This is a genomic window from Mesorhizobium sp. B2-7-3, from assembly GCF_006440715.1.
Lineage (GTDB): Bacteria > Pseudomonadota > Alphaproteobacteria > Rhizobiales > Rhizobiaceae > Mesorhizobium > Mesorhizobium australicum.
Genome location: NZ_VFTY01000010.1, coordinates 92,818 through 111,520, shown reverse-complemented (window position 1 = coordinate 111,520; position 18,703 = coordinate 92,818). Strand labels below are relative to the sequence as shown.

Annotated in this window: 16 protein-coding genes; 5 read left to right on the top strand and 11 right to left on the bottom strand. The window is 63.4% G+C overall.

What is annotated here, in order from left to right; genetic code table 11:
• Nucleotide 1 precedes the first annotated feature (1 nt).
• From FJW04_RS22225 to cpaB, 6 genes are read right to left on the bottom strand one after another with little or no spacing between them, the layout of a single operon-like run.
• Entirely contained in the window at nucleotides 2–967 is a 966-nt protein-coding gene (locus tag FJW04_RS22225; RefSeq protein ID WP_140716748.1) for a type II secretion system F family protein, read from the bottom strand.
• Nucleotides 968–972: 5 nt separating this feature from the next.
• Complete coding sequence (locus tag FJW04_RS22220) at nucleotides 973–2,391, bottom strand: CpaF family protein (RefSeq protein WP_140716746.1); 1,419 nt, start codon at nucleotides 2,389–2,391, stop codon at nucleotides 973–975.
• A complete protein-coding gene (locus FJW04_RS22215; RefSeq protein ID WP_140716744.1) occupies nucleotides 2,388–3,596 on the bottom strand; it encodes a response regulator in 1,209 nt (402 codons plus the stop codon). The genes FJW04_RS22220 and FJW04_RS22215 overlap by 4 nt, the downstream gene beginning before the upstream one ends.
• 33 nt (nucleotides 3,597–3,629) lie before the next feature.
• Nucleotides 3,630–3,899, bottom strand: coding sequence for a hypothetical protein (locus FJW04_RS22210; RefSeq protein ID WP_015317594.1), 270 nt, complete (start codon nucleotides 3,897–3,899; stop codon nucleotides 3,630–3,632).
• Nucleotides 3,900–3,902: 3 nt separating this feature from the next.
• Nucleotides 3,903–5,348, bottom strand: coding sequence for a type II and III secretion system protein family protein (locus FJW04_RS22205; RefSeq protein ID WP_140716742.1), 1,446 nt, complete (start codon nucleotides 5,346–5,348; stop codon nucleotides 3,903–3,905).
• Between the two features lie 30 nt (nucleotides 5,349–5,378).
• Nucleotides 5,379–6,305 (bottom strand): Flp pilus assembly protein CpaB, encoded by a 927-nt coding sequence (gene cpaB, locus FJW04_RS22200; protein ID WP_245262879.1) that lies wholly within the window; start codon nucleotides 6,303–6,305, stop codon nucleotides 5,379–5,381.
• 238 nt (nucleotides 6,306–6,543) lie between these two features.
• Here cpaB and parE point away from each other — a divergent pair, with 238 nt between their 5' ends.
• Both parE and FJW04_RS22190 read left to right on the top strand, forming a co-directional pair.
• Entirely contained in the window at nucleotides 6,544–8,601 is a 2,058-nt protein-coding gene (gene parE, locus FJW04_RS22195; protein WP_023770024.1) for a DNA topoisomerase IV subunit B, read from the top strand.
• Nucleotides 8,602–8,645: 44 nt separating this feature from the next.
• Nucleotides 8,646–10,715, top strand: a complete 2,070-nt coding sequence (locus tag FJW04_RS22190; RefSeq protein WP_140716740.1) for an FUSC family protein — start codon at nucleotides 8,646–8,648, stop codon at nucleotides 10,713–10,715.
• Here the strand turns inward: FJW04_RS22190 and FJW04_RS22185 are convergent.
• Complete coding sequence (locus tag FJW04_RS22185; protein WP_140716738.1) at nucleotides 10,712–11,836, bottom strand: DUF2336 domain-containing protein; 1,125 nt, start codon at nucleotides 11,834–11,836, stop codon at nucleotides 10,712–10,714. The two genes, FJW04_RS22190 and FJW04_RS22185, sit on opposite strands and share 4 nt — an antisense overlap.
• 152 nt (nucleotides 11,837–11,988) lie before the next feature.
• Between FJW04_RS22185 and FJW04_RS22180 the strand changes: the two genes are divergently transcribed.
• Nucleotides 11,989–12,441, top strand: a complete 453-nt coding sequence (locus FJW04_RS22180; protein ID WP_015317588.1) for a MaoC family dehydratase — start codon at nucleotides 11,989–11,991, stop codon at nucleotides 12,439–12,441.
• Nucleotides 12,441–13,322: a CoA ester lyase gene (locus FJW04_RS22175; protein ID WP_140616141.1), complete on the top strand. Its 882-nt coding sequence runs from the start codon at nucleotides 12,441–12,443 to the stop codon at nucleotides 13,320–13,322. The genes FJW04_RS22180 and FJW04_RS22175 overlap by 1 nt, the downstream gene beginning before the upstream one ends.
• A 3-nt stretch (nucleotides 13,323–13,325) precedes the next feature.
• Here FJW04_RS22175 and FJW04_RS22170 read toward each other — a convergent pair whose 3' ends face one another.
• Nucleotides 13,326–13,934, bottom strand: coding sequence for a flavin reductase family protein (locus tag FJW04_RS22170; protein WP_140661155.1), 609 nt, complete (start codon nucleotides 13,932–13,934; stop codon nucleotides 13,326–13,328).
• Nucleotides 13,935–14,519 carry a nitroreductase gene (locus FJW04_RS22165; protein WP_140716736.1) on the bottom strand — a complete coding sequence of 195 codons (585 nt, stop codon included), beginning with the start codon at nucleotides 14,517–14,519 and terminating at the stop codon, nucleotides 13,935–13,937.
• Between the two features lie 155 nt (nucleotides 14,520–14,674).
• Between FJW04_RS22165 and FJW04_RS22160 the strand changes: the two genes are divergently transcribed.
• Nucleotides 14,675–15,637: a hypothetical protein gene (locus FJW04_RS22160; RefSeq protein WP_140716734.1), complete on the top strand. Its 963-nt coding sequence runs from the start codon at nucleotides 14,675–14,677 to the stop codon at nucleotides 15,635–15,637.
• 3 nt (nucleotides 15,638–15,640) lie between these two features.
• On the opposite strand, the gene FJW04_RS22155 is transcribed toward FJW04_RS22160, so the two are convergent.
• Both FJW04_RS22155 and thrS read right to left on the bottom strand, forming a co-directional pair.
• Nucleotides 15,641–16,579, bottom strand: a complete 939-nt coding sequence (locus tag FJW04_RS22155) for a GNAT family N-acetyltransferase (protein WP_140716732.1) — start codon at nucleotides 16,577–16,579, stop codon at nucleotides 15,641–15,643.
• Nucleotides 16,580–16,665: 86 nt separating this feature from the next.
• The gene (thrS, locus tag FJW04_RS22150; protein ID WP_140716730.1) at nucleotides 16,666–18,642 is read right to left on the bottom strand and encodes a threonine--tRNA ligase; all 1,977 of its coding nucleotides are present in this window, start codon (nucleotides 18,640–18,642) and stop codon (nucleotides 16,666–16,668) included.
• Between the last annotated feature and the right edge of the window lie 61 nt (nucleotides 18,643–18,703).

Genomic DNA, 18,703 nt, shown 5'->3' with positions numbered 1-18,703 from the left:
GTCAGAACTTAAAATTCGACATTTTGAACATGATCAGATTGCCCAGCATCAGCCAGCTGACCGAGCCGCCGATCATGTACCATGTCTTCGGCACGCCCCAGACGTCGCTGTAATATCCCGGCATCATGGCCATGATGGCGGTGAACAGCAGCGCCGGTACGGCCGTCAAAATGTAGGCCGAGAGGCGCCCTTCCGTCGAAATGGCGCGCACCTTGCGTCGCAGCTTGCCGCGTTCGCGGATCGTCGTCGACAACCCATCAAGGATCTCGCGCAGATTGCCGCCCGAACTGGTCTGGATCGACACGGCGGTGATGAACAGCGGCAGATCCTCGTGGCCGACCCGGTCGAACAGTGCATTCAGCGCCGTGACTAGGTCGGAACCATAAGTGACTTCGTCGGCAATGACGCCGAATTCCGTGCCGATCGGATCGGGCATCTCGCGCGACACCATGGCGATGGCCACCGGCACCGGATGACCGGCCTTGAGGCCGCGCGTGATCAGCTCCAGCGCTTCCGGCAGTTGCATGCCGAAACGCTTCAGCCGGCGCTTGCGCATGGAGCGCATCGCCATGACCGGCAGCAACGGCACCAGCACGACGAACAGGATGAGCCCCATCAGCAGCGGCAGCCCGCGCCAGATCGCGGCCAGGGCAACGGCCGTCGCCACACCGCAGGTGATCGTCAGGAATTTCGAAAGCGGCATCACCATGCCCGACTGCGTGCGCAGGGCACGGAACCGGTCGGGAGAAAACAGCGACGTTCCCGCGTCGAGACCCCGCTCCTTGCGCAGCTGAACCAGCACCTGCTCCTGGCTGATCTTGTTTTCCTGCAGTTTCATGCGCCGGTTGATTGCGGTGCGCTTGTCGCTGCGTCCGGCATAGAGCAGGTAGATCGCCTCGGCCACCATGATGCCGGTCAGTGCGGCTCCGGCATAGACGACGTATATCGCGCTGAACCCGTCGAACACGCCGGCTACTCCTGCGGCCGGCCGGGTTCGAAATAACGTCCGGGAAAGTCGATGCCCATGGCGCGCAGGTCTTCCAGGAAACGCGGCCGAATGCCGGTCGCCTCGTAGTAGCCAAGGATCTTGCCATCGGCCTCCATGCCGGTGCGCACGAAGCGGAAGATCTCCTGCATCTGGATGACATCACCTTCCATGCCGGTCACCTCGGCGACGCTCGTCACCTTGCGCTTGCCGTCGGAAAGTCGGGTCAGCTGGACGATGATGTCGATGGCGCTGGCGATCTGGCTGCGGATCGACTGCACCGTCATCGGCATGCCGGTCATGCCCAGCATCTGCTCGAGGCGCGAAATGCAGTCGCGCGGCGTATTGGCGTGGATGGTCGCCATCGAGCCTTCGTGGCCGGTGTTCATGGCCTGCAGCATGTCGAAGGCTTCCTCGCCGCGGCACTCGCCAAGGATGACGCGGTCGGGACGCATGCGCAGCGCGTTCTTGACCAGGTCGCGCTGTTTGAGCTCGCCATGGCCTTCGATGTTGGCGGGACGCGTCTCCATGCGTGCGACGTGCGGCTGCTGCAATTGAAGTTCCGCCGCGTCCTCGATGGTGATCAGCCGCTCGTCTTCTGGAATGAACGCCGACAGCGCGTTGAGCATCGTCGTCTTGCCTGTGCCGGTGCCGCCCGAAATGATCGTCGTCTTGCGGGCGTGGACGGCCGCGGCCAGCACTTCGGCCATGTTCTGTGTGATGGCGCCGAATTCGACGAGCCTGTGCAGGCCAAGCTTGTTCTTGGAGAACTTGCGGATCGACACCAGCGGGCCGTCGACGGCCACCGGGCGGATGGCTGCGTTGAACCGCGAGCCGTCCAGCATGCGAGCGTCGACCATCGGTTGCGATTCATCGACGCGGCGGCCGACGGCGGCCACGATCTTGTTGACGATTCTGAGCAGATGCGCCTCGTCCTTGAACGGGATATGGACCTGCTGCAGCTTGCCCTTCTTTTCGACGAAGCAGTTCTGATGGCCGTTGATCAGGATATCGTTGATATCGGGATCCTTGAGCAGCGGCTCGAGCGGGCCGAGGCCGACCATCTCGTCGACGATGTCGTCAACCAGCGCGTCGAGTTCGGCGGTGTTGATCGCCATCCGCTCCTGGCGGGTCTTTTCCGATACGAAATCATGCACTTGCCGGCGCATCTCCTCCTTGGGCAAGCGCTCCAGCGCGACGAGATTGATCTCCTCGAGCAGCATCCGGTGGATGCGCACGCGGGCATCGAGCACCTTGTTGGCATTCTTTGCCGGCGCCGCCTCCGCCTTCGCCGGCAAAGCCTTCCGGCTGGTCGGGATGACGACTGCATGATGCGCGACCGGCGCCGATTCTGCCGGGCGGGGACGCGCGTCACGGTTCTGCAGGGTGGAAAAACGGCTGGTCATCCAGCTTTCCTTTTCAAGAGGCCCCTGCCGAAGCCGAACAGCGACTTCGACTTGCTCGCGGTTGCCACCGCCTCTTCCGGAAGAATGATCTTCTTCAGGTCGTTGACGACATTGGCGTTGGGATCGATCTCGTGCAGCGGCACGCCGCGGTCGACCGCCTCGCGCACCAGCCGGTAGTTGTTGGCGATGCCGCCGACAAAATGCTCGCCAAGGATTTCCTGGACGTCCGCCTGCTTGATGCCGTTGTCGAACATCTTCTGCTCGAAACGGTTGACGATCACGTTCGGCTTCACTTCCTTGCCGGCGGTCTCGTAGACGGCCTGGATCAGCCGTTGCGTATGGCGCAGGCACGGCACCGTCATTTCGGCAACGATGTAAAGCTTGTTGGAACCGAGCAGCACAGTTTCCGTCCACGGAAACCAGGTGCGCGGCATGTCGATGACGACATTGTCGAAATAGGCCGAAACGAGGTCCAGCATGCGCACCACGACATCGGTCTTGAACGAGCGCATTTCGGACGGATGCGTCGGTGCCGCCAGCACACACAGTCCGCTGGCGTGCTTGGACAGCATCACATCGAGCAGTTGCCGGTCGAGGCGCTCAGGCTGGTTCTCGATTTCAGTGATGTCGAAACGCGGCTCGAGATCGAGATATTCGGCGCAGGCACCTTGCTGGAAATTGAGGTCGACCACGCAGGTCGAGGCGCCGCGCGTCACCGAATGATGCAGCTGGAACGCGGTCTGCAGTGCCAGTGTCGTGGTGCCGACGCCGCCGGCGGCGGGCATGAAGGTATAGATCTGCGACTCGGTGTTTTCCTCGCGCCCGGGTCCCTGCAGAGCCCGCACGACCGAACGCACGAGGTCTGCCGTGGTGATCGGCTTGACCAGGAAATCGGCGACCTTGAGCTGCACCAGGATGCGCACGGCCGCGGCGTTGAACTCCTGGGTGACCACGATCACAGGTGCCTTGCCCTCGAGCCGGCGCATGACGCGCTGCAGTGACTCGATCTCCTCGAGTTTCGCCGCATCCATGTCGACGATGACGACGCCGAACTCGGCCTCCTGGACCTCGCCGCGCAGCTCGGTGACGTTCTTCTCCACCGTCATGAGCTGGATGATCTCGGAGGCGGCGAAGGCCGTCTTCGTGTCCTGCGCGAAGGTCCGGTCTGTCGATACGAGCAGGATTTTCTTGGTGCTGTTTGCCATTCTCGCCGCCTGTGAGGTCGATCGCCGTCTGGATCAGTTGTCGGTGGTCGTTTGCGCTGCCTTGGCACCGGCCGCCTGATCGGGCGTGACGGGTCCGGCACTGCCACGCTTGGCAGGCACGAGAAGTCTCGTGTTCTGGACGCCGTACTTCCACGGGTCGACCATCTGCATGACGGTGTTGGCGGCCTGCGCCTCGCCGGCGCCGGACGTCACCCCTTCGCTGCGCACGTAGTCGTCGCTGGTGCAGCCGCTTGCCAGGCCGGCAAGAAGCAGGCCGATGCACGATCTCAGGATCAGACGCATGGCTCAGTCCTTCGGCAGGTCGAGGAAATGACCGACTTTGGTGGCAGGAGCGGCCCGTGCGGCACTGCCGTCGGCCAGCGCCAGCGCGCGGCCCGTATCCGGCGCCTTCACCTCCTCGGTGTTGTTGAGGAAATAGTCGACATTGCTGGCTGGCTGCGTGCCATCGGTCGGCTCAGCCATTTTCTTCGACGGATCGACCGGCTTGACCAGATAGGGCGTGACGATGATGACCAGGTCGGTCTCGCGCCGCTGATAGGATTTCGACGAAAACAGCGCTCCAAGCACCGGCATCTTGCCAAGGCCGGGAATGCGAGACGTGGTGATGTCGTTCTGGGACTGCAAAAGCCCGGCGATCATGAAGCTCTGGCCGTTCTTCAGGTCGACCGAGGTCTTGGCGCGGCGCACGATAAAGCCGGGCACGGAAATGTTGCCGATATTGTAGGACGCCGACGCATCGATCGAGGAGACTTCCGGCGCGATGTCAAGACTCACCAGCCCGTCCTTGAGTACGGTCGGCTTGAAATCCAGGCTAACGCCATATTTCTTGTAGCTGACCGAAATCTTGCCGTTGTCCTCCGAAACCGGGATCGGAAATTCGCCGCCGGCCAGGAAGCTCGCTGTCTCCCCTGAACGCGCGATCAGGTTCGGCTCAGCCAGCCGACGGGCAAGGCCGCGCTCTTCCAGCGCCTTAATGGCAATGTCTATCGAGACGCCGTTCGACAGCAGTCGGCCGATGATCTCGCCGGTCCCCGCCGCTGGGACCGTGCCCGGATCCAGTGAAATGTCGCGACCGCCGAAGCCGTAGGCGAAATTGGCGCTGTATTTCGCGCCCAGGTCCTGCCCTGCCTGGCGGTTGATCTCGACGAACCGGACATTGAGCTGAACCTGCTGCGACGAAGAGATATTGACCGAGTTGATCACTTCCTCATTGCCGGAAAAGCGGCTGGCGATCTTGCTTGCCTTATCCGCTGCAACCGCGTCATCCGCCTCACCCGACAGCACGACACGGCCGTTGGCCGAGCCGACCTTGATCTTGGCGTCCGGCACACTGGCACGGATAGTGTTCGCCAATTGCTCGGTGTCGAGCGTCACCTCGATGTCCACGGTGCCGACGAGCTGCTTGTTTTGGTCGAACAGCGCAATGCCGGTGGTGCCGAGATTGTTGCCCAGCACATAGAAGGATTTGTCGGTCAGCGGGTTGACGTTGGCGATCTCCGGATCACCGATGACGATCTGGTAGAAGGCCGCGCTCGTCATGATCGTCTTGGGCTTGCCCTTGGCAACCTTGATCGACGCATTCTTGGTCGACGAGACATAGACGATGTCGTTGTCCGCCTTCGCCGCTCCGGGCAAGGCAAGCACGCCGCTCGCAGCCAGGGTAAACGCCATTGCCAGGGCGCGCACCAAGCGCGACCGAGCCGTCATTCGATATAGGGTACGCATCAACATTGTCCCGTCCCGCCCGGTCCCCACCGGTCTTTACTTCTGGTCCCGCGTTGGAACCTGATATTCCTCGGCCTGCGTGCCGCGCGTCACGATGATCGTCTTGAATTTCGGCTTCTCCGGCTCCTTCGCTATGGCATCGAACAAGGAGCCGGCCACGGCCTGCGTCTTGGAAGCGACGGATCCGCCGAAGGAAGAGATGGTGGTGACGCCGTTCTTGCCATCGCCGCCTTCGCTGGCGGAGCGAAGCGACAGCGACAGCGTTCCGACGGTGCGGGCAAGCGCCACTTTCTGCGCGCCGTCGCTCGTCACCTCGAGGGTCACGGAATTGGCCACCTGCGGCGTCGTCTGGCGCTCGTCGGCGCCCTGCCCGACGCTGAGCACCTTGGCGTCGGCAACGACGATCTCCGAGGTGATGGTCGAACCGGCAGCCCCTTGCGCGTTCTTGGCGACTTCCTGGATTTCGCCGGCATCGCGCGTCAGCACGACATCGACCCGGTCGCCCGGCGTCACGAAGCCACCGACGCCGGCGATCTCGTCGGTGCGGATGGTGACCGCCCGCATTCCGGGCGTCAGCATGTTGGACAGCGTCGCGCGGCCGTTCGGTCCCGACAGCTTGGCGAGCAGCACCGGCTCGTTGATCTCGATCGGCGACAGCGCGACCCGGCCGCCTTCGCCGAGCAATCCATCGATGGTGGCAAAGGCGCCCTGCGGAAGGGAATCCTGCGGCCACGGGATTTCGCTGAGCTTGGCGCGGTCGAGCTCCATGCCGTAGCGCAACGGCGCGTTCGCCACCACGATGGTCTTGAACTCGATCCTGGGCGCGGCCGGAGCGGCGATCGAGGCCGTTTTCTCCTGGGCATCGGCCTTCGCTTGGCTCTTGACCCAGAAATCCGCGGCAAAGATCGAGATCGCGCCGAAAACGGCGGCGATGCCGATCATCGTTATGGCCTTGCCCCTCACGCCGAAAACCCCTGATGCCCGTCGTTTCTTGTTATGTTGGGCTCACGCTAGGCGGCATTGTTAAAGAATCAGGAATATTGCGCGGCGGCATTTGACCTATTTCCGCCCGCTTGGTTATCGAATGGTTTTAGGGTAAGAGCAGTTAAATCCCCGAACGTAACAGGAACCTCCGTCGCTTGGCGCTGAAAAGCGTGGCAGTATCGACGGGGTGATTCGCAGCTTGGACTCTATGGCAGGCATGGACGACAACAACGATCTTTTCGGCAATCTGGAGAAACAGCCGCAGCCGGTTCGCACGCCGGCGCGCCCGGCGGATCCGCTGGTGCAGGCGGCCGCCAGGCGCCCAGCCGCAACCAAGGATGGCAGCGAGGGCTACAGCGCCGCCGACATCGAGGTGCTTGAGGGCCTTGAGCCGGTGCGCCGCCGGCCAGGCATGTATATTGGCGGCACTGACGACAAGGCGATGCACCATCTGTTCGCCGAGGTCATCGACAATTCGATGGACGAAGCGGTTGCCGGCCACGCCACCTTCATCGATGTCGAACTCTCCGCCGACGGCCATCTCACGGTTACCGACAATGGCCGCGGCATTCCGGTCGACATGCACCCAAAATTCAAGAAGCCGGCGCTCGAAGTCATCATGACGACGCTGCATTCGGGCGGCAAGTTCGACTCCAAGGTCTACGAGACATCAGGCGGCCTGCACGGCGTTGGCGTCTCCGTCGTCAACGCCCTGTCGGATCATCTTGAGGTCGAGGTGGCACGTGGGCGCCAGCTCTATCGCCAGCGCTTTTCGCGCGGCGTCCCGGTGACCGGACTGGAGCAGCTCGGCGAAGTCCACAACCGGCGCGGCACAAAAATCCGCTTCCATCCCGACGAGCAGATTTTCGGCAAGGGCGCGGCCTTCGAGCCGGCGCGTCTCTACCGCATGACGCGTTCGAAGGCGTACCTGTTTGGCGGCGTCGAGATCCGCTGGACCTGCGATCCCTCCCTCATCAAGGAAAAGGATCAGACACCGGCCAAGGCGGAATTCCATTTCCCAGGCGGCCTCAAGGATTATCTGAAGGCGTCGCTCGGCGACGATTTCCAGGTGACGCGCGAAATCTTCGCCGGCAAGAGCGACAAGCAAGGCGGCCATGGCTCGCTCGAATGGGCGGTCACCTGGTTCGGTGGCGACGGCTTCATCAATTCCTACTGCAACACCATCCCGACCGGTGAAGGCGGCACCCACGAAGCCGGCTTCCGAAACGTGCTGACGCGCGGTCTGCGCGCCTATGCCGACCTCGTCGGCAACAAGCGCGCCTCGATCGTCACCTCGGAAGACGTCATGATTTCGGCCGCCGGCATGCTGTCGGTGTTCATCCGCGAGCCGGAATTCGTCGGCCAGACCAAGGACAGGCTGGCGACGATCGAAGCGATACGCATCGTCGAGACCGCGATCCGCGACCCATTCGACCATTGGCTGGCCGACAATCCGCAGGAAGCCTCGAAGCTGCTCGACTGGGTGATCGCGCGCGCCGACGAACGGGTGCGCCGCCGCCAGGAAAAGGAAGTGTCGCGCAAGAGCGCGGTGCGCAAGCTGCGCTTGCCGGGCAAGCTCGCCGACTGCACGCAGAACGCGGCGGCGGGTGCCGAACTCTTCATCGTCGAAGGCGATTCCGCCGGCGGCTCGGCCAAGCAGGCGCGCGATCGTGCCAGCCAGGCCGTCTTGCCGCTGCGCGGAAAAATCCTCAACGTCGCCAGCGCCGGCAATGACAAGCTGGCCGCCAACCAGCAGATATCGGACCTGATCCAGGCGCTCGGCTGCGGCACACGGTCAAAATACCGTGACGAGGATTTGCGCTACGACCGCGTCATCATCATGACCGACGCCGACGTCGACGGCGCACACATCGCTTCGCTGCTGATCACCTTCTTCTACCAGGAGATGCCGGCGCTGGTGCGCGGCGGCCATCTCTATCTGGCGGTGCCGCCGCTTTACTCGATCAGGCAAGGCGGCAAGGTCGCCTATGCCCGCGACGACGCCCACAAGGACGAGCTTCTGCGCACCGAATTCACCGGGCGCGGCAAGGTCGAGCTTGGCCGCTTCAAGGGCCTGGGCGAAATGATGGCCGCGCAGCTCAAGGAAACCACCATGGATCCAAGGAAGCGCACCTTGCTCAGGGTCGATGTGAACGAAATCGATTCCGCCACCAAGGACAGGGTCGACGAGCTGATGGGCACCAAACCCGAAGCCCGCTTCCGCTTCATCCAGGAACGCGCCGAATTCGCCGAGACGGAAGTGCTGGATATCTAGCCGCTGGCGCGTTTAGCTTGCGTTCCTGACATGGAGACCAGCATGTGACCTGGGCGCGGCTGAAAACCTATTTCGAGACGAGCCTGGCCGGGCTGACGCAACCGACACGCTCGGACTGGATTTTCGCGCTGCGCACCGTTTCGGCCGGCATGATCGCATTGCTGGCCGCTTACGCGCTGAAGCTCGACCATCCGCAATGGGCGATGATGACGGTGTTCATCGTCGCCCAGCCGGTTGCCGGCATGGTGCTGGCGAAAGGCTTCTACCGCCTGCTCGGCACGCTGGCCGGCGGTGTCGCGGCAATCGGCATCACCACGGCATTCGGCACCGGCCCGTGGATTCTGGTGACGGTGCTTGCTATCTGGATTGGCATTTGCACCTTCGTCTCGTCGCTGCTGCGCAATCCCGAAGCCTATGGCGCGGCTCTTGCAGGCTACACCGCAATGATCATCGGCCTGCCCGCTTTCGGACAACCGCATCTGGTCGTAGACCTCGCGGTCGCGCGTTGTGCCGAGATCGTGCTCGGCATCGTCTGCGCCGGCCTCACCAGCCGGCTGATCCTGCCAAAACTGGCCAGCGACGCCATCGTCTCGCGGCTGAAACGCTGCATTCTCGACCTCGCCACCTATGCCGGCGGTGCGTTTTCAGGCGGCGACCGGGCAACGCTGATCGGCCTGCACCGGAAGCTTGTCGCCGATACCCAGACGCTTGGCGAGATGCGCGCCTATGCCAGGCTCGAAGCGCCGAGCTTCGCGCCGCGCGCGCATCCGGTGCGGCGCACTATCGGACAACTGCTTTCGGCACTTTCGGCGGCGCGCGCGCTCTATTCGCATGCCGCTCCCAAAAACGCCGCCCTCATCCCGGTGCGCTCGGAACTGCAGGCCCTTGTCAGCGAACTGGCAGCCAAGCCGGGAGCGCTGGACGATACCTCATCCTGGGTGGCGCGGCTCGACGCGATCTCGATCAGGGCCAGGCAAATGCCCGACGCCTCGATAGAGCCGGGTGAGGACAGGGTCGGCACCATTACCCGCCTTACCATAGCGGCCGATTTCGCCGAGGCGCTGAAACAGGTGCTGCGTGGCCTCGACGCCTTGCGCGCGCCGGTCACGCGCCGTCCAGGTCCCGGCAGCCAGCAGCCGGCCCTGGTGGTGCATCGCGATTATCCCGGTGCAGCGCGCAACGCCATCCGCGCGGCCGTTGCCACGCTGCTGGTGGCGGCTTTCTGGCTGACGACGAAGTGGTCGGAGGCGGCCGGCACCGTCATCCTCGTTGCCGTCGTGTCGAGCCTGTTTGCCGCTCGCCCCGACCCCGTGCAAGTATCCTGGGGATTCTTCAAGGGAACGCTGCTCGCTTTGCCTTTTGCCTTTCTCGTCGGGCAGGTTGCGCTCCCTGCTCTGCCCGGCTTCGGCTGGTTCATGCTGTTCGTCGTGCCGATCATGGTGCCGGCGGCACTCGCCATGGCCAATCCGCGCCATGTCGGCGTGGCGACGGCCTTCGCCATCAACTTCCTGGCCTTCCTCAGCCCACATCAGGCGATGACCTATGATCCCGGCCCCTTCTTCGCCGGCTCGGCATCGATCCTGGTCGGCATCCTCTTGGCCATCGGCGTCTTCATCGTCGTATTGCCGGCCGATCCATGGCTCGCGGCCGACCGCATCGTGCGGGCCATGCGGGAGGATCTGGCGCGGCTTTGCCTGCATGAGCGCGTGCCGAGGCGCTCAGCCTTCGAGAGCCTCGCTTACGACCGGGTCAATCAGTTGATGCCGCTGGTGCAGAATTCCGGCAGGAAGGGCGAGGCGGTGCTGGGCGGCGGCGTCGCTTCCGTCACGGTCGGCCTGGAAATCCTGCGGCTGCGCACTGCCAGCCAAAACCATGCCCTCCCATCGGAAACGACGCTTTCAATCGCCACCTTCCTGAGGGGACTGGCGCGCGAGCTGCTTTTCCGTGCCCCTGGCGATCCGCAAACAGCGACCATTGCCGTCGCCCGGCAGTATGCGGCAGGCATCGCCCAGCGAAACGCCACCGGCGACATGCTGCAGATCGCGGCGTCCCTGCGCATCATCGCCGCGGCGATGGAAGATTTCCCGGATTTCTTCGCGAGGGAGAAAACCTAAGCCGCGGCGATCGCCAGTGCATGGCCGCGTGCGTTCTCACGCAGGGCGTCTAGGTGGATCGATTTGATCAATGCGGCAAGATCGCCTTCGGCGGATTGCCCGCCCAATTCCTTGAGCATCAGCCAACTGACTTCCTGCACGCCGGCGACGCGCTTGCCGTTGGCGACCTCGCGCCAGATCTTCAGGGCGCGCAGGATGACGGCATGCGTGGCGGCAGCCATGCCGGCACTGCGGAACAGCGCCTGCAGGGCCACGTCGTGCCCGCCGGCCAGCAGCGCCCTCACCCGTGGTTCGGATTGCTGGCTGAGCGCCACCAGCGCCGAGCCGAAGAAATCGACCTTGCCGTGCGCGATGGTGCGGATCAGGAAGCTCGCGGTCAGATCGCCGCGCAGCCTGAGATGCTCGATCAGCGCGGCGTGCTCTTCTTGGCGCGTGCCCTCGATCAGCGTCACCGAGGCCTTGACGCAAGCATCGCGCATGACCCGGTCGGCACGCGCGGCTCCCATCAATGCCATGACCAGCGGCGATGTCTTCAATGTCTCGCCGAGCTTGACGAGCAGCATATGCCGGCAATCGGCAGGCAGCCTGATATCCGATATCAGCGCCTCGCGCACCAGAGGCAGATGCCCGTGGCGTTCCGCCATGCGCCGGAAGCTGAGTGACGCGATGTCGGCGCCGCTATTGGCCAAAAGCACGGCGCATGCCTCCGCCTCCCCGACCTCGGCGATGGCCGCCGAAAGCGCCATCGAGACTACAGGCCGGTCGGCGATCAGCTTCTGCGTTGCCTTCTGGCTCGCCGCCACGCGATTGATCAGGTCGGCGTCGGTGAGCAGCGGCGAGCGCGCCAGCACGACCCCGGCGACCTCCGGCTGGTCAGCGGCAAGCGCACTGATGATCTGCAACGGTGCGTGATGGCTCATCGAGAACGCTTCCGCCATCGCCAGCCGCACTTTCGACGAGGCGTCGTCGAGCAGCAGCGTCAGCGCGGCCTCGGCGGCGCAGCGATCCTCGAACGGCAATTCGCAATTCACATAGGCTCGGGCCAGCGCATGAGCGGCGGCGGCGCGCTCCGAAACCCTGGCCGTGTAGATCCATTTCAGGAAATGCGAAACAACTACCATGCCCGTCTGCTTACGCCCCATGCCGGAAGGTTTCCGGCCCCGTGAGAAGGGTAGGCAGAAATGGTTTACGAACGGTTCACCATGTTCATTAACTGGCTTGCGAGCGCCTGAAGCAGCGCCTATCAACCGTCAGACAGCGCAGGAGGCGGAAGATGGCCGGGCTATATCTGGAGGAGTTTGTTGTCGGCCATGTCTTCCGGCACACGCTGCGCAAGACTGTCACCGAGAGCGACAACATGCTGTTTTCGGTGATGACGCTGAACCCGCAGCCGCTGCATATCGACTTCGATTTCGCCGCTAGGAGCGAATGGGGCAAGCCGCTGGTCAACTCGCTGTTCACGCTCGGCCTGATGATCGGCATTTCGGTCAACGACATCACGGTCGGCACGACGGTTGCCAATCTCGGCATGAAGGAAACCGTGTTTCCTCACCCGGTCTTCCATGGCGACACCATCCGCGTCGAAACATCTGTCGTCTCGGTGCGCGAATCCAGGTCGAAGCCCGACCGCGGCATCGTCGAATTCGAGCACCGCGCCTACAACCAGCATGGCGATCTGGTCGCCAAATGCATCAGGCAAGCGATGATGCTGAAGAAGGCAGACTGATGCGCTCGCTGCTATTCGTTCCAGGCGATTCCGAACGGAAGCTGGAAAAGGGATTTGGCGCCGGCGCCGACGTGGTTATCGTCGATCTCGAGGACTCCGTGGCGCCGCAGAACAAGGCGCGGGCGCGCGAGATCGCGGCGCGCTTTATCCTCGAACGCAGGGGGCAAACCAACTCGGCGCTTTATGTCAGGGTCAACGACCTCTCGACCGGAATGACGGACGATGATCTTGCCAAGCTCGTTCCGGCAAGACCGGACGGCATCATGCTGCCTAAATCGAACAGCGGCCAGGATGTGCAGCAGCTCGCGGCCAAGCTCAGGGTTTGGGAAGCCGAAAACGGCCTGCCCGACGGGTCGATAAAAATCCTGCCGATCATCACCGAAACTCCGGCGGGCGTGCTCGCCGCCGCCACCTATGCCGGGACAAGCGCACGGCTCGCCGGTCTCACCTGGGGCGCGGAAGACCTGTCGGCGGCGATCGGCGCACGCTCTGCCCGCGACGAGCACGGCCGCTACACCGATCTCTTCCGTCACGCCCGCCTGACGACCATTCTCGCGGCCGGAGCCGCGGAAGTCGCCGCGATCGACACCGTATTTCCTGGCTTTCGCGACATGGTGGCCTTCGCCGCGGAATGTGCCGACGCCGAGCGTGACGGTTTCACCGGCAAAATGGCGATCCACCCCGATCAGGTGCCCGTCATCAACACCGCCTTCACGCCCTCTGCCGAGGCGGTGAGACAGTCGGCGGCCATCGTGGCGGCCTTCGAGGCGGCCGGAAATCCGGGCGTCGTCGGCATCGACGGCAAGATGTTCGACCGTCCGCATCTGCGGCTGGCCGAACGCCTTCTGGCCCGCGCGAAAGCGGCCGGGATATCCGCCTGACGGCTACTCCTTGCCCCAGCGTGGCCGCCGCATCGAAAAGACCTCGTCGACGCTGGCATAATCCATGTAGCCGAGACGCGCGACATTGCCGGCCTTGGTGATGTCGAACAGGCCGTCTTTCAGGAAAGCATCGTCGATGTGAACGCCGATCACCTCACCGGCGACGACAAAGGCACTCGTCGGCGATCCGTCCAGCGCCTTCGGGCGAAACACTTCCGTCACCCGGCATTCGAGCGCCGCGGGTGCCGCCGCCACGCGCGGCGGCTTGACGAGACGCGAGGGCGCCATGGCGAGATCGGCATAGACGAACTCGTTGACGCCACGCGGTGCATCGACGGATGTGTAGTTCATCTTGTCCGCAAGATCGCGGCTGACCAGATTGGCGACGAACTCGCCGGTTTCCTGGGCAAACGAGGCGCTGTCCTTCTCACCCTCCGAGGAAAACCAGACAATGAAAGGTCGCGTCGAAAAGGCGTTGAAGAAGGAGTATGGCGCCAGATTGACCTCGCCGGCCTGGTTCAGCGTCGATATCCAGCCGATCGGGCGCGGCGCGACGATCGCCTTCGAAGGATCGTGCGGCAGGCCATGCCCCTTGGACGGCTCGTAGAACATTCAGCCCGCCCAAGGTCCGGCGTAATCGGTGTAGAGCTTGGCCGGATCGGGCCGTGGCCGCTCCGGCGCCGGACCGGCGTAGGAGCCGATATGGACGAAACCGACGACGCGCTCCTGCGGCGCCAGTCCGAGAATCGCCCTGCCCTCCGGCACGTCGGAATACCAGTTGCTGATCATGTTCGTGCCATAGCCCAGCGCAGTGGCCGCGATCATCAGGTTCATCGCCGCCATGCCTCCGGACAGGAACATCTCCCATTGCGGGATTTTTGGGTTCTCCCTCGGAATAGATACGACACCGATCACCAGCGGCGCGCGCGAGAACCGCGCCAGTTCCTGGTTGCGACGGCCTTCCGGCAACGGCCCCTCGCGCTGTTCGGCCAAGGCCGCTAGTTTTTTGCCGATCTCGATGCGGGCTTCGCCGCGATAAAGGATGAAGCGCCAGGGTTCGAGCCGTCCATGGTCGGGCACGCGCGTGGCGGCGGCGATCATCGTGGCGATATCGGCGTCGCTGGGCGCCGGTTCCCTGAGGTCGGGTATCGGCGCTGAATTTCGGGTCAATAGAAAGTCGATGATCGGCGACGCCATGGGCGCAAGTCTCCTGAAACACTCTGTTTTGAGCTGAAGCGCACCATCGGGAATTCGGGCGGCTCGGGCAAAGGCGCGCAAACGCCGGGCTGAAGAGTCCCGGATCGGACTCTTAAGCCTTGAAATTGCCACCGCCATGGGCTTCAACGCAAGGCATGTTTGAGGGGCGACTGCGTCTTTTCCTGGTTCGGCTCTGCGCCGCGCTGTTCCTGCTGCCGGTCTCCATGGCTGTCGCGCAGGAAAAGGACGGCGTCGGCGACCTGAAACTTCCCGGAATTTCGAGCTATGCAACGCCGAAGAGCGAGACCCCGCTGGCGCTTGGCGGCGGTGGCGCCATCACGCTCTCGGCCCAGTTGACCGACAAGGGCACCGACATCACCCGTGGACTCGTCTGGCGTGTCTTCAAGCCCGAAGCGGTGAACGGCAAATTGCCAATGGTCGCCTCCTCCCATGGCGGCAGCGCCGTCTTCCAGCTCGAGCCCGGCAGTTACCTGGTCCACGCTTCCTATGGCCGCGCCGGCGCCACCAAGCGCATCACCGTCGGCAAGGAAGCCAAGCGAGAAAGCCTCGTGCTCGATGCCGGCGGCCTGAAGCTGGACGCGGTTCTGTCCGGCGGCATGCGCATACCGCCGAAGAAACTGCGCTTTTCGATCTATGAGGGCACCGCCGAGGCCAATGGCGACCGCGCGCTGATCATTCCCGATGTCGAACCCAACAGCGTCGTGCGGCTCAATGCCGGCATCTATCATGTCGTCTCGACTTACGGCGCGGTCAACGCCGTCATCCGATCCGACATCCGCGTCGAGGCGGGCAAGCTGACGGAAGCCACCGTCGAGCATCACGCCGCTGAAATCACCATGAAGCTGGTACGCGAGACGGGCGGCGAAGCGATTGCCGACACCTCGTGGTCGCTGCTCAACGAATCCGGCGATCCGATCAAGGAAACCGTCGGCGCCTTCGCCTCGATGGTGCTGGCCGAAGGCGACTACACCATCATCGCCAAGAACCGCGATCGCATCTACCAGAAGGATTTCACGGTCGTTGGCGGGCAGAACCAGGAAATCGAGGTTCTCGCCACCGAAGCAGCAGCGATGGATCCCGAGGAAGGCGCCGATTAGCCTTCAGGCGGCGAGCTTGGTTCGCGCCGGGAGGAACGGAATGCGACGGCGCGGCAGGCTCGGCGCCAGGTCGAATACACCGCGATAGAGACGATCGAGCAACGTTTTGCGGTCGCGCAACGGCTCCAGTTCATTCCAGCTCAGCACGTTGCCGACGCGCACGTCGATCGCCCTGCCGGACAGCCGCGCGAATTCACGAATGAGCAGCGAGGTGCGCAAGGTCAGCGAGGCCTTGCCGACGAATTTGGCCACCCGCCCGTCGCGCTCGGCCATGTTCATCGGCCCGCTGACGAGATGGAAAAGCCTGCCGTTCTGGCCGGAGAAATGCATAGGGATGACCGATGCCTTGGCCTCCTGGACGAGACGGGCCGGAAACATCTTCCACGGCAGGTCGCGCGCGCGGCCAAAACCCTTGGGCGCAGTGGCCACGCCGCCGGCCGGAAACACCACGATGGTGACACCTTCCCTGAGCAGCCGGACCGCCTCATGGCGCACCGCCATGTTGTTCTTCACCGCGTCCTTGGTCTCGGAAAAGTCGATCGGCAGCGAATAGGGCTCCATCTCGCGGATCCTGAGCAGGTCCTTGTGGATCATCACCCGGAAAGGCCGGCCGAGTTGCTCTGCCAGCGATAGCACGGCAATGCCGTCGCCGATGCCGAAGGGATGGTTGGCGACGATTACCAGTGGCGTGTCGGGCAATTGCGCGGGCGGCCATTGGTCGGGAATTCGCACGCGCACGTCAATGAGGTCCAGCATGCGGCTGAACACACGCTCGCCCGTCGGCACCACCTGGCGGCGCCAGAAATCATAAAGCGCGGCAAAGCGATCGCGGCCCGACAGGCCTTCGACCGAATGGATGAACCAGCGCGCCAGCGCCGGCTGGTGCGGATTGGCGTAGGAAAGCTCTGGGAACGGTCGTTCGCGCGATTTCAGCTTGAGCATAGGGGCTCGTTACAACGTTGCCGTGACAGGGATATGAAAATGGCGGTGGATCGCTCCACCGCCATTCGATCGAAAAACACTCCGATTCAAGCAGCGCGCTTGCGTCGGCGATCAGGCGTGATCGCTTCTTCGGTCAGCCGTTCGATTGCTTCGGCAAGACCAAGCGATTCCTGATCGCGCGAGCCGAGCCGGCGGATGTTGACCGTCTGCTCCTCCGCCTCGCGCTTGCCGCAGACGAGGATGACCGGCACCTTGGCCAGGCTGTGCTCACGGACCTTGTAGTTGATCTTCTCGTTGCGCAGATCGGCTTCCGCCAACAGCCCGGCGGCCTTCAGCTTTGCCACGACCTCGGTCGCATAGCTGTCGGCGTCCGAAGTGATCGTCGCCACCATCACCTGCAGCGGAGCGAACCATAGCGGGAAATGGCCGGAATAGTTCTCGATCAGGATGCCGAGGAAACGCTCCATCGAACCGCAGATGGCGCGGTGCACCATGACCGGCTGCTTCTTCTCCGAATCCGAGCCGATGTAGAAGGCGCCAAAACGCTCCGGCAGGTTGAAGTCGACCTGCGTCGTCCCGCATTGCCATTCGCGGCCGATGGCATCCTTCAACACATATTCGAACTTCGGCCCGTAGAAGGCGCCCTCGCCCGGATTGATCGAGGTCTTGATCCGATTGCCGGACCTTGTCCTGATCGTCTCCAGCACGCCGCCCATGATCGCCTCGGCATGATCCCAGGCCTCGTCCGTGCCGACGCGCTTTTCGGGCCGTGTCGACAGTTTGACGCTGATTTCGTCGAAACCAAAATCGGCATAGGTCGACAGGATCAGGTCATTGATGCGCAGGCACTCGGCCGCCAGCTGTTCCTCGGTGCAGAAGATATGCGCATCGTCTTGCGTGAAGCCGCGCACGCGCATCAGCCCGTGCAGCGCGCCCGACGGCTCGTAGCGATGCACATTGCCGAACTCCGCCAGCTTCACCGGCAGATCGCGATAGGATTTCAGCCCATGCTTGAAAATCTGCACGTGGCCCGGGCAGTTCATCGGCTTCAGCGCAAAGATGCGGTCATCGTCGGTTTCATCGCCGGCGACCGTCACCTTGAACATGGCGTCGCGGTACCAGCCCCAGTGGCCTGACGTCTCCCACAGGCTCTTGTCGAGCACCTGCGGGGCGTTGACCTCCTGGTAGCCCTGCTCGTCGAGCCGGCGCCGCATGTAGTTGACCAGGTTCTGGAACATCTTCCAGCCCTTGGCGTGCCAGAAGACCACGCCAGGCCCCTCTTCCTGGAAATGGAAAAGGTCCATTTCGCGGCCGAGCTTGCGGTGGTCGCGCTTCTCGGCCTCTTCCAGCATCGTTTGGTAGGCTTCGAGCTGCGCCTGGTCGGCCCAGGCCGTGCCGTAGATGCGCGTCAGCATCGGATTGTTGGAATCGCCGCGCCAATAGGCGCCGGCCACCTTCATCAGCTTGAAGGCGTTGCCGATCTGGCCGGTCGAGGCCATGTGCGGACCACGGCAAAGGTCGAACCAGTCGCCCTGCGCATAGATCTTGAGATGCTGGTCCTCGGGAATGGCATCGATCAGTTCGAGCTTGTAGCGCTCGCCCTTGTCGGCGAAGACTTGTCTCGCCTTGTCGCGCGACCAGACCTCCTTGGTGAACGGCTTGTTGCGCGCGATGATCTCGCGCATCTTCTTCTCGATCACCGGGAAATCGTCCGGGGTGAACGGCTCGTTGCGGGCAAAGTCGTAATAGAATCCGTTCTCGATCACCGGCCCGATGGTGACCTGCGTTCCCGGCCACAGCTCCTGAACAGCTTCGGCGAGCACGTGCGCGGTGTCATGGCGGATGAGTTCCAGCGCGCGCGGATCGTCGCGGGTGATGATCTCCACCTTGCCGGATTTGCCTAGGGGATCACTGAGGTCGCGCACGGTGCCGTCAATGGCGTAGGCGACGGCCTTCTTGGCCAGCGACTTCGAGATCGATTCGGCGAGACCCGCACCGGTCATCGCCGCGTCGTAGTCGCGGACGGAGCCATCGGGAAATGTCAGGGAAACGGAATTCAGCATATGGTTCTCCTATCCAGTCCCGCAAACGAGCGCGGGTGGTAAATGCAGATCATCAGCGGTT

Bases quoted from the DNA above. Each gene is read 5' to 3' on its own strand.
- FJW04_RS22210 (WP_015317594.1), bottom strand. From the start codon at position 3,899: ATGCGTCTGATCCTGAGATCGTGCATCGGCCTGCTTCTTGCCGGCCTG.
- thrS (WP_140716730.1), bottom strand. From the start codon at position 18,642: ATGCTGAATTCCGTTTCCCTGACATTTCCCGATGGCTCCGTCCGCGAC.
- FJW04_RS22155 (WP_140716732.1), bottom strand. From the start codon at position 16,579: ATGCTCAAGCTGAAATCGCGCGAACGACCGTTCCCAGAGCTTTCCTAC.
- FJW04_RS22215 (WP_140716744.1), bottom strand. From the start codon at position 3,596: ATGGCAAACAGCACCAAGAAAATCCTGCTCGTATCGACAGACCGGACC.
- FJW04_RS22160 (WP_140716734.1), top strand. From the start codon at position 14,675: ATGTTTGAGGGGCGACTGCGTCTTTTCCTGGTTCGGCTCTGCGCCGCG.
- FJW04_RS22205 (WP_140716742.1), bottom strand. From the start codon at position 5,348: ATGTTGATGCGTACCCTATATCGAATGACGGCTCGGTCGCGCTTGGTG.
- FJW04_RS22180 (WP_015317588.1), top strand. From the start codon at position 11,989: ATGGCCGGGCTATATCTGGAGGAGTTTGTTGTCGGCCATGTCTTCCGG.
- parE (WP_023770024.1), top strand. From the start codon at position 6,544: ATGGACGACAACAACGATCTTTTCGGCAATCTGGAGAAACAGCCGCAG.
- FJW04_RS22170 (WP_140661155.1), bottom strand. From the start codon at position 13,934: ATGTTCTACGAGCCGTCCAAGGGGCATGGCCTGCCGCACGATCCTTCG.
- FJW04_RS22220 (WP_140716746.1), bottom strand. From the start codon at position 2,391: ATGACCAGCCGTTTTTCCACCCTGCAGAACCGTGACGCGCGTCCCCGC.
- FJW04_RS22165 (WP_140716736.1), bottom strand. From the start codon at position 14,519: ATGGCGTCGCCGATCATCGACTTTCTATTGACCCGAAATTCAGCGCCG.
- FJW04_RS22185 (WP_140716738.1), bottom strand. From the start codon at position 11,836: ATGGTAGTTGTTTCGCATTTCCTGAAATGGATCTACACGGCCAGGGTT.
- FJW04_RS22175 (WP_140616141.1), top strand. From the start codon at position 12,441: ATGCGCTCGCTGCTATTCGTTCCAGGCGATTCCGAACGGAAGCTGGAA.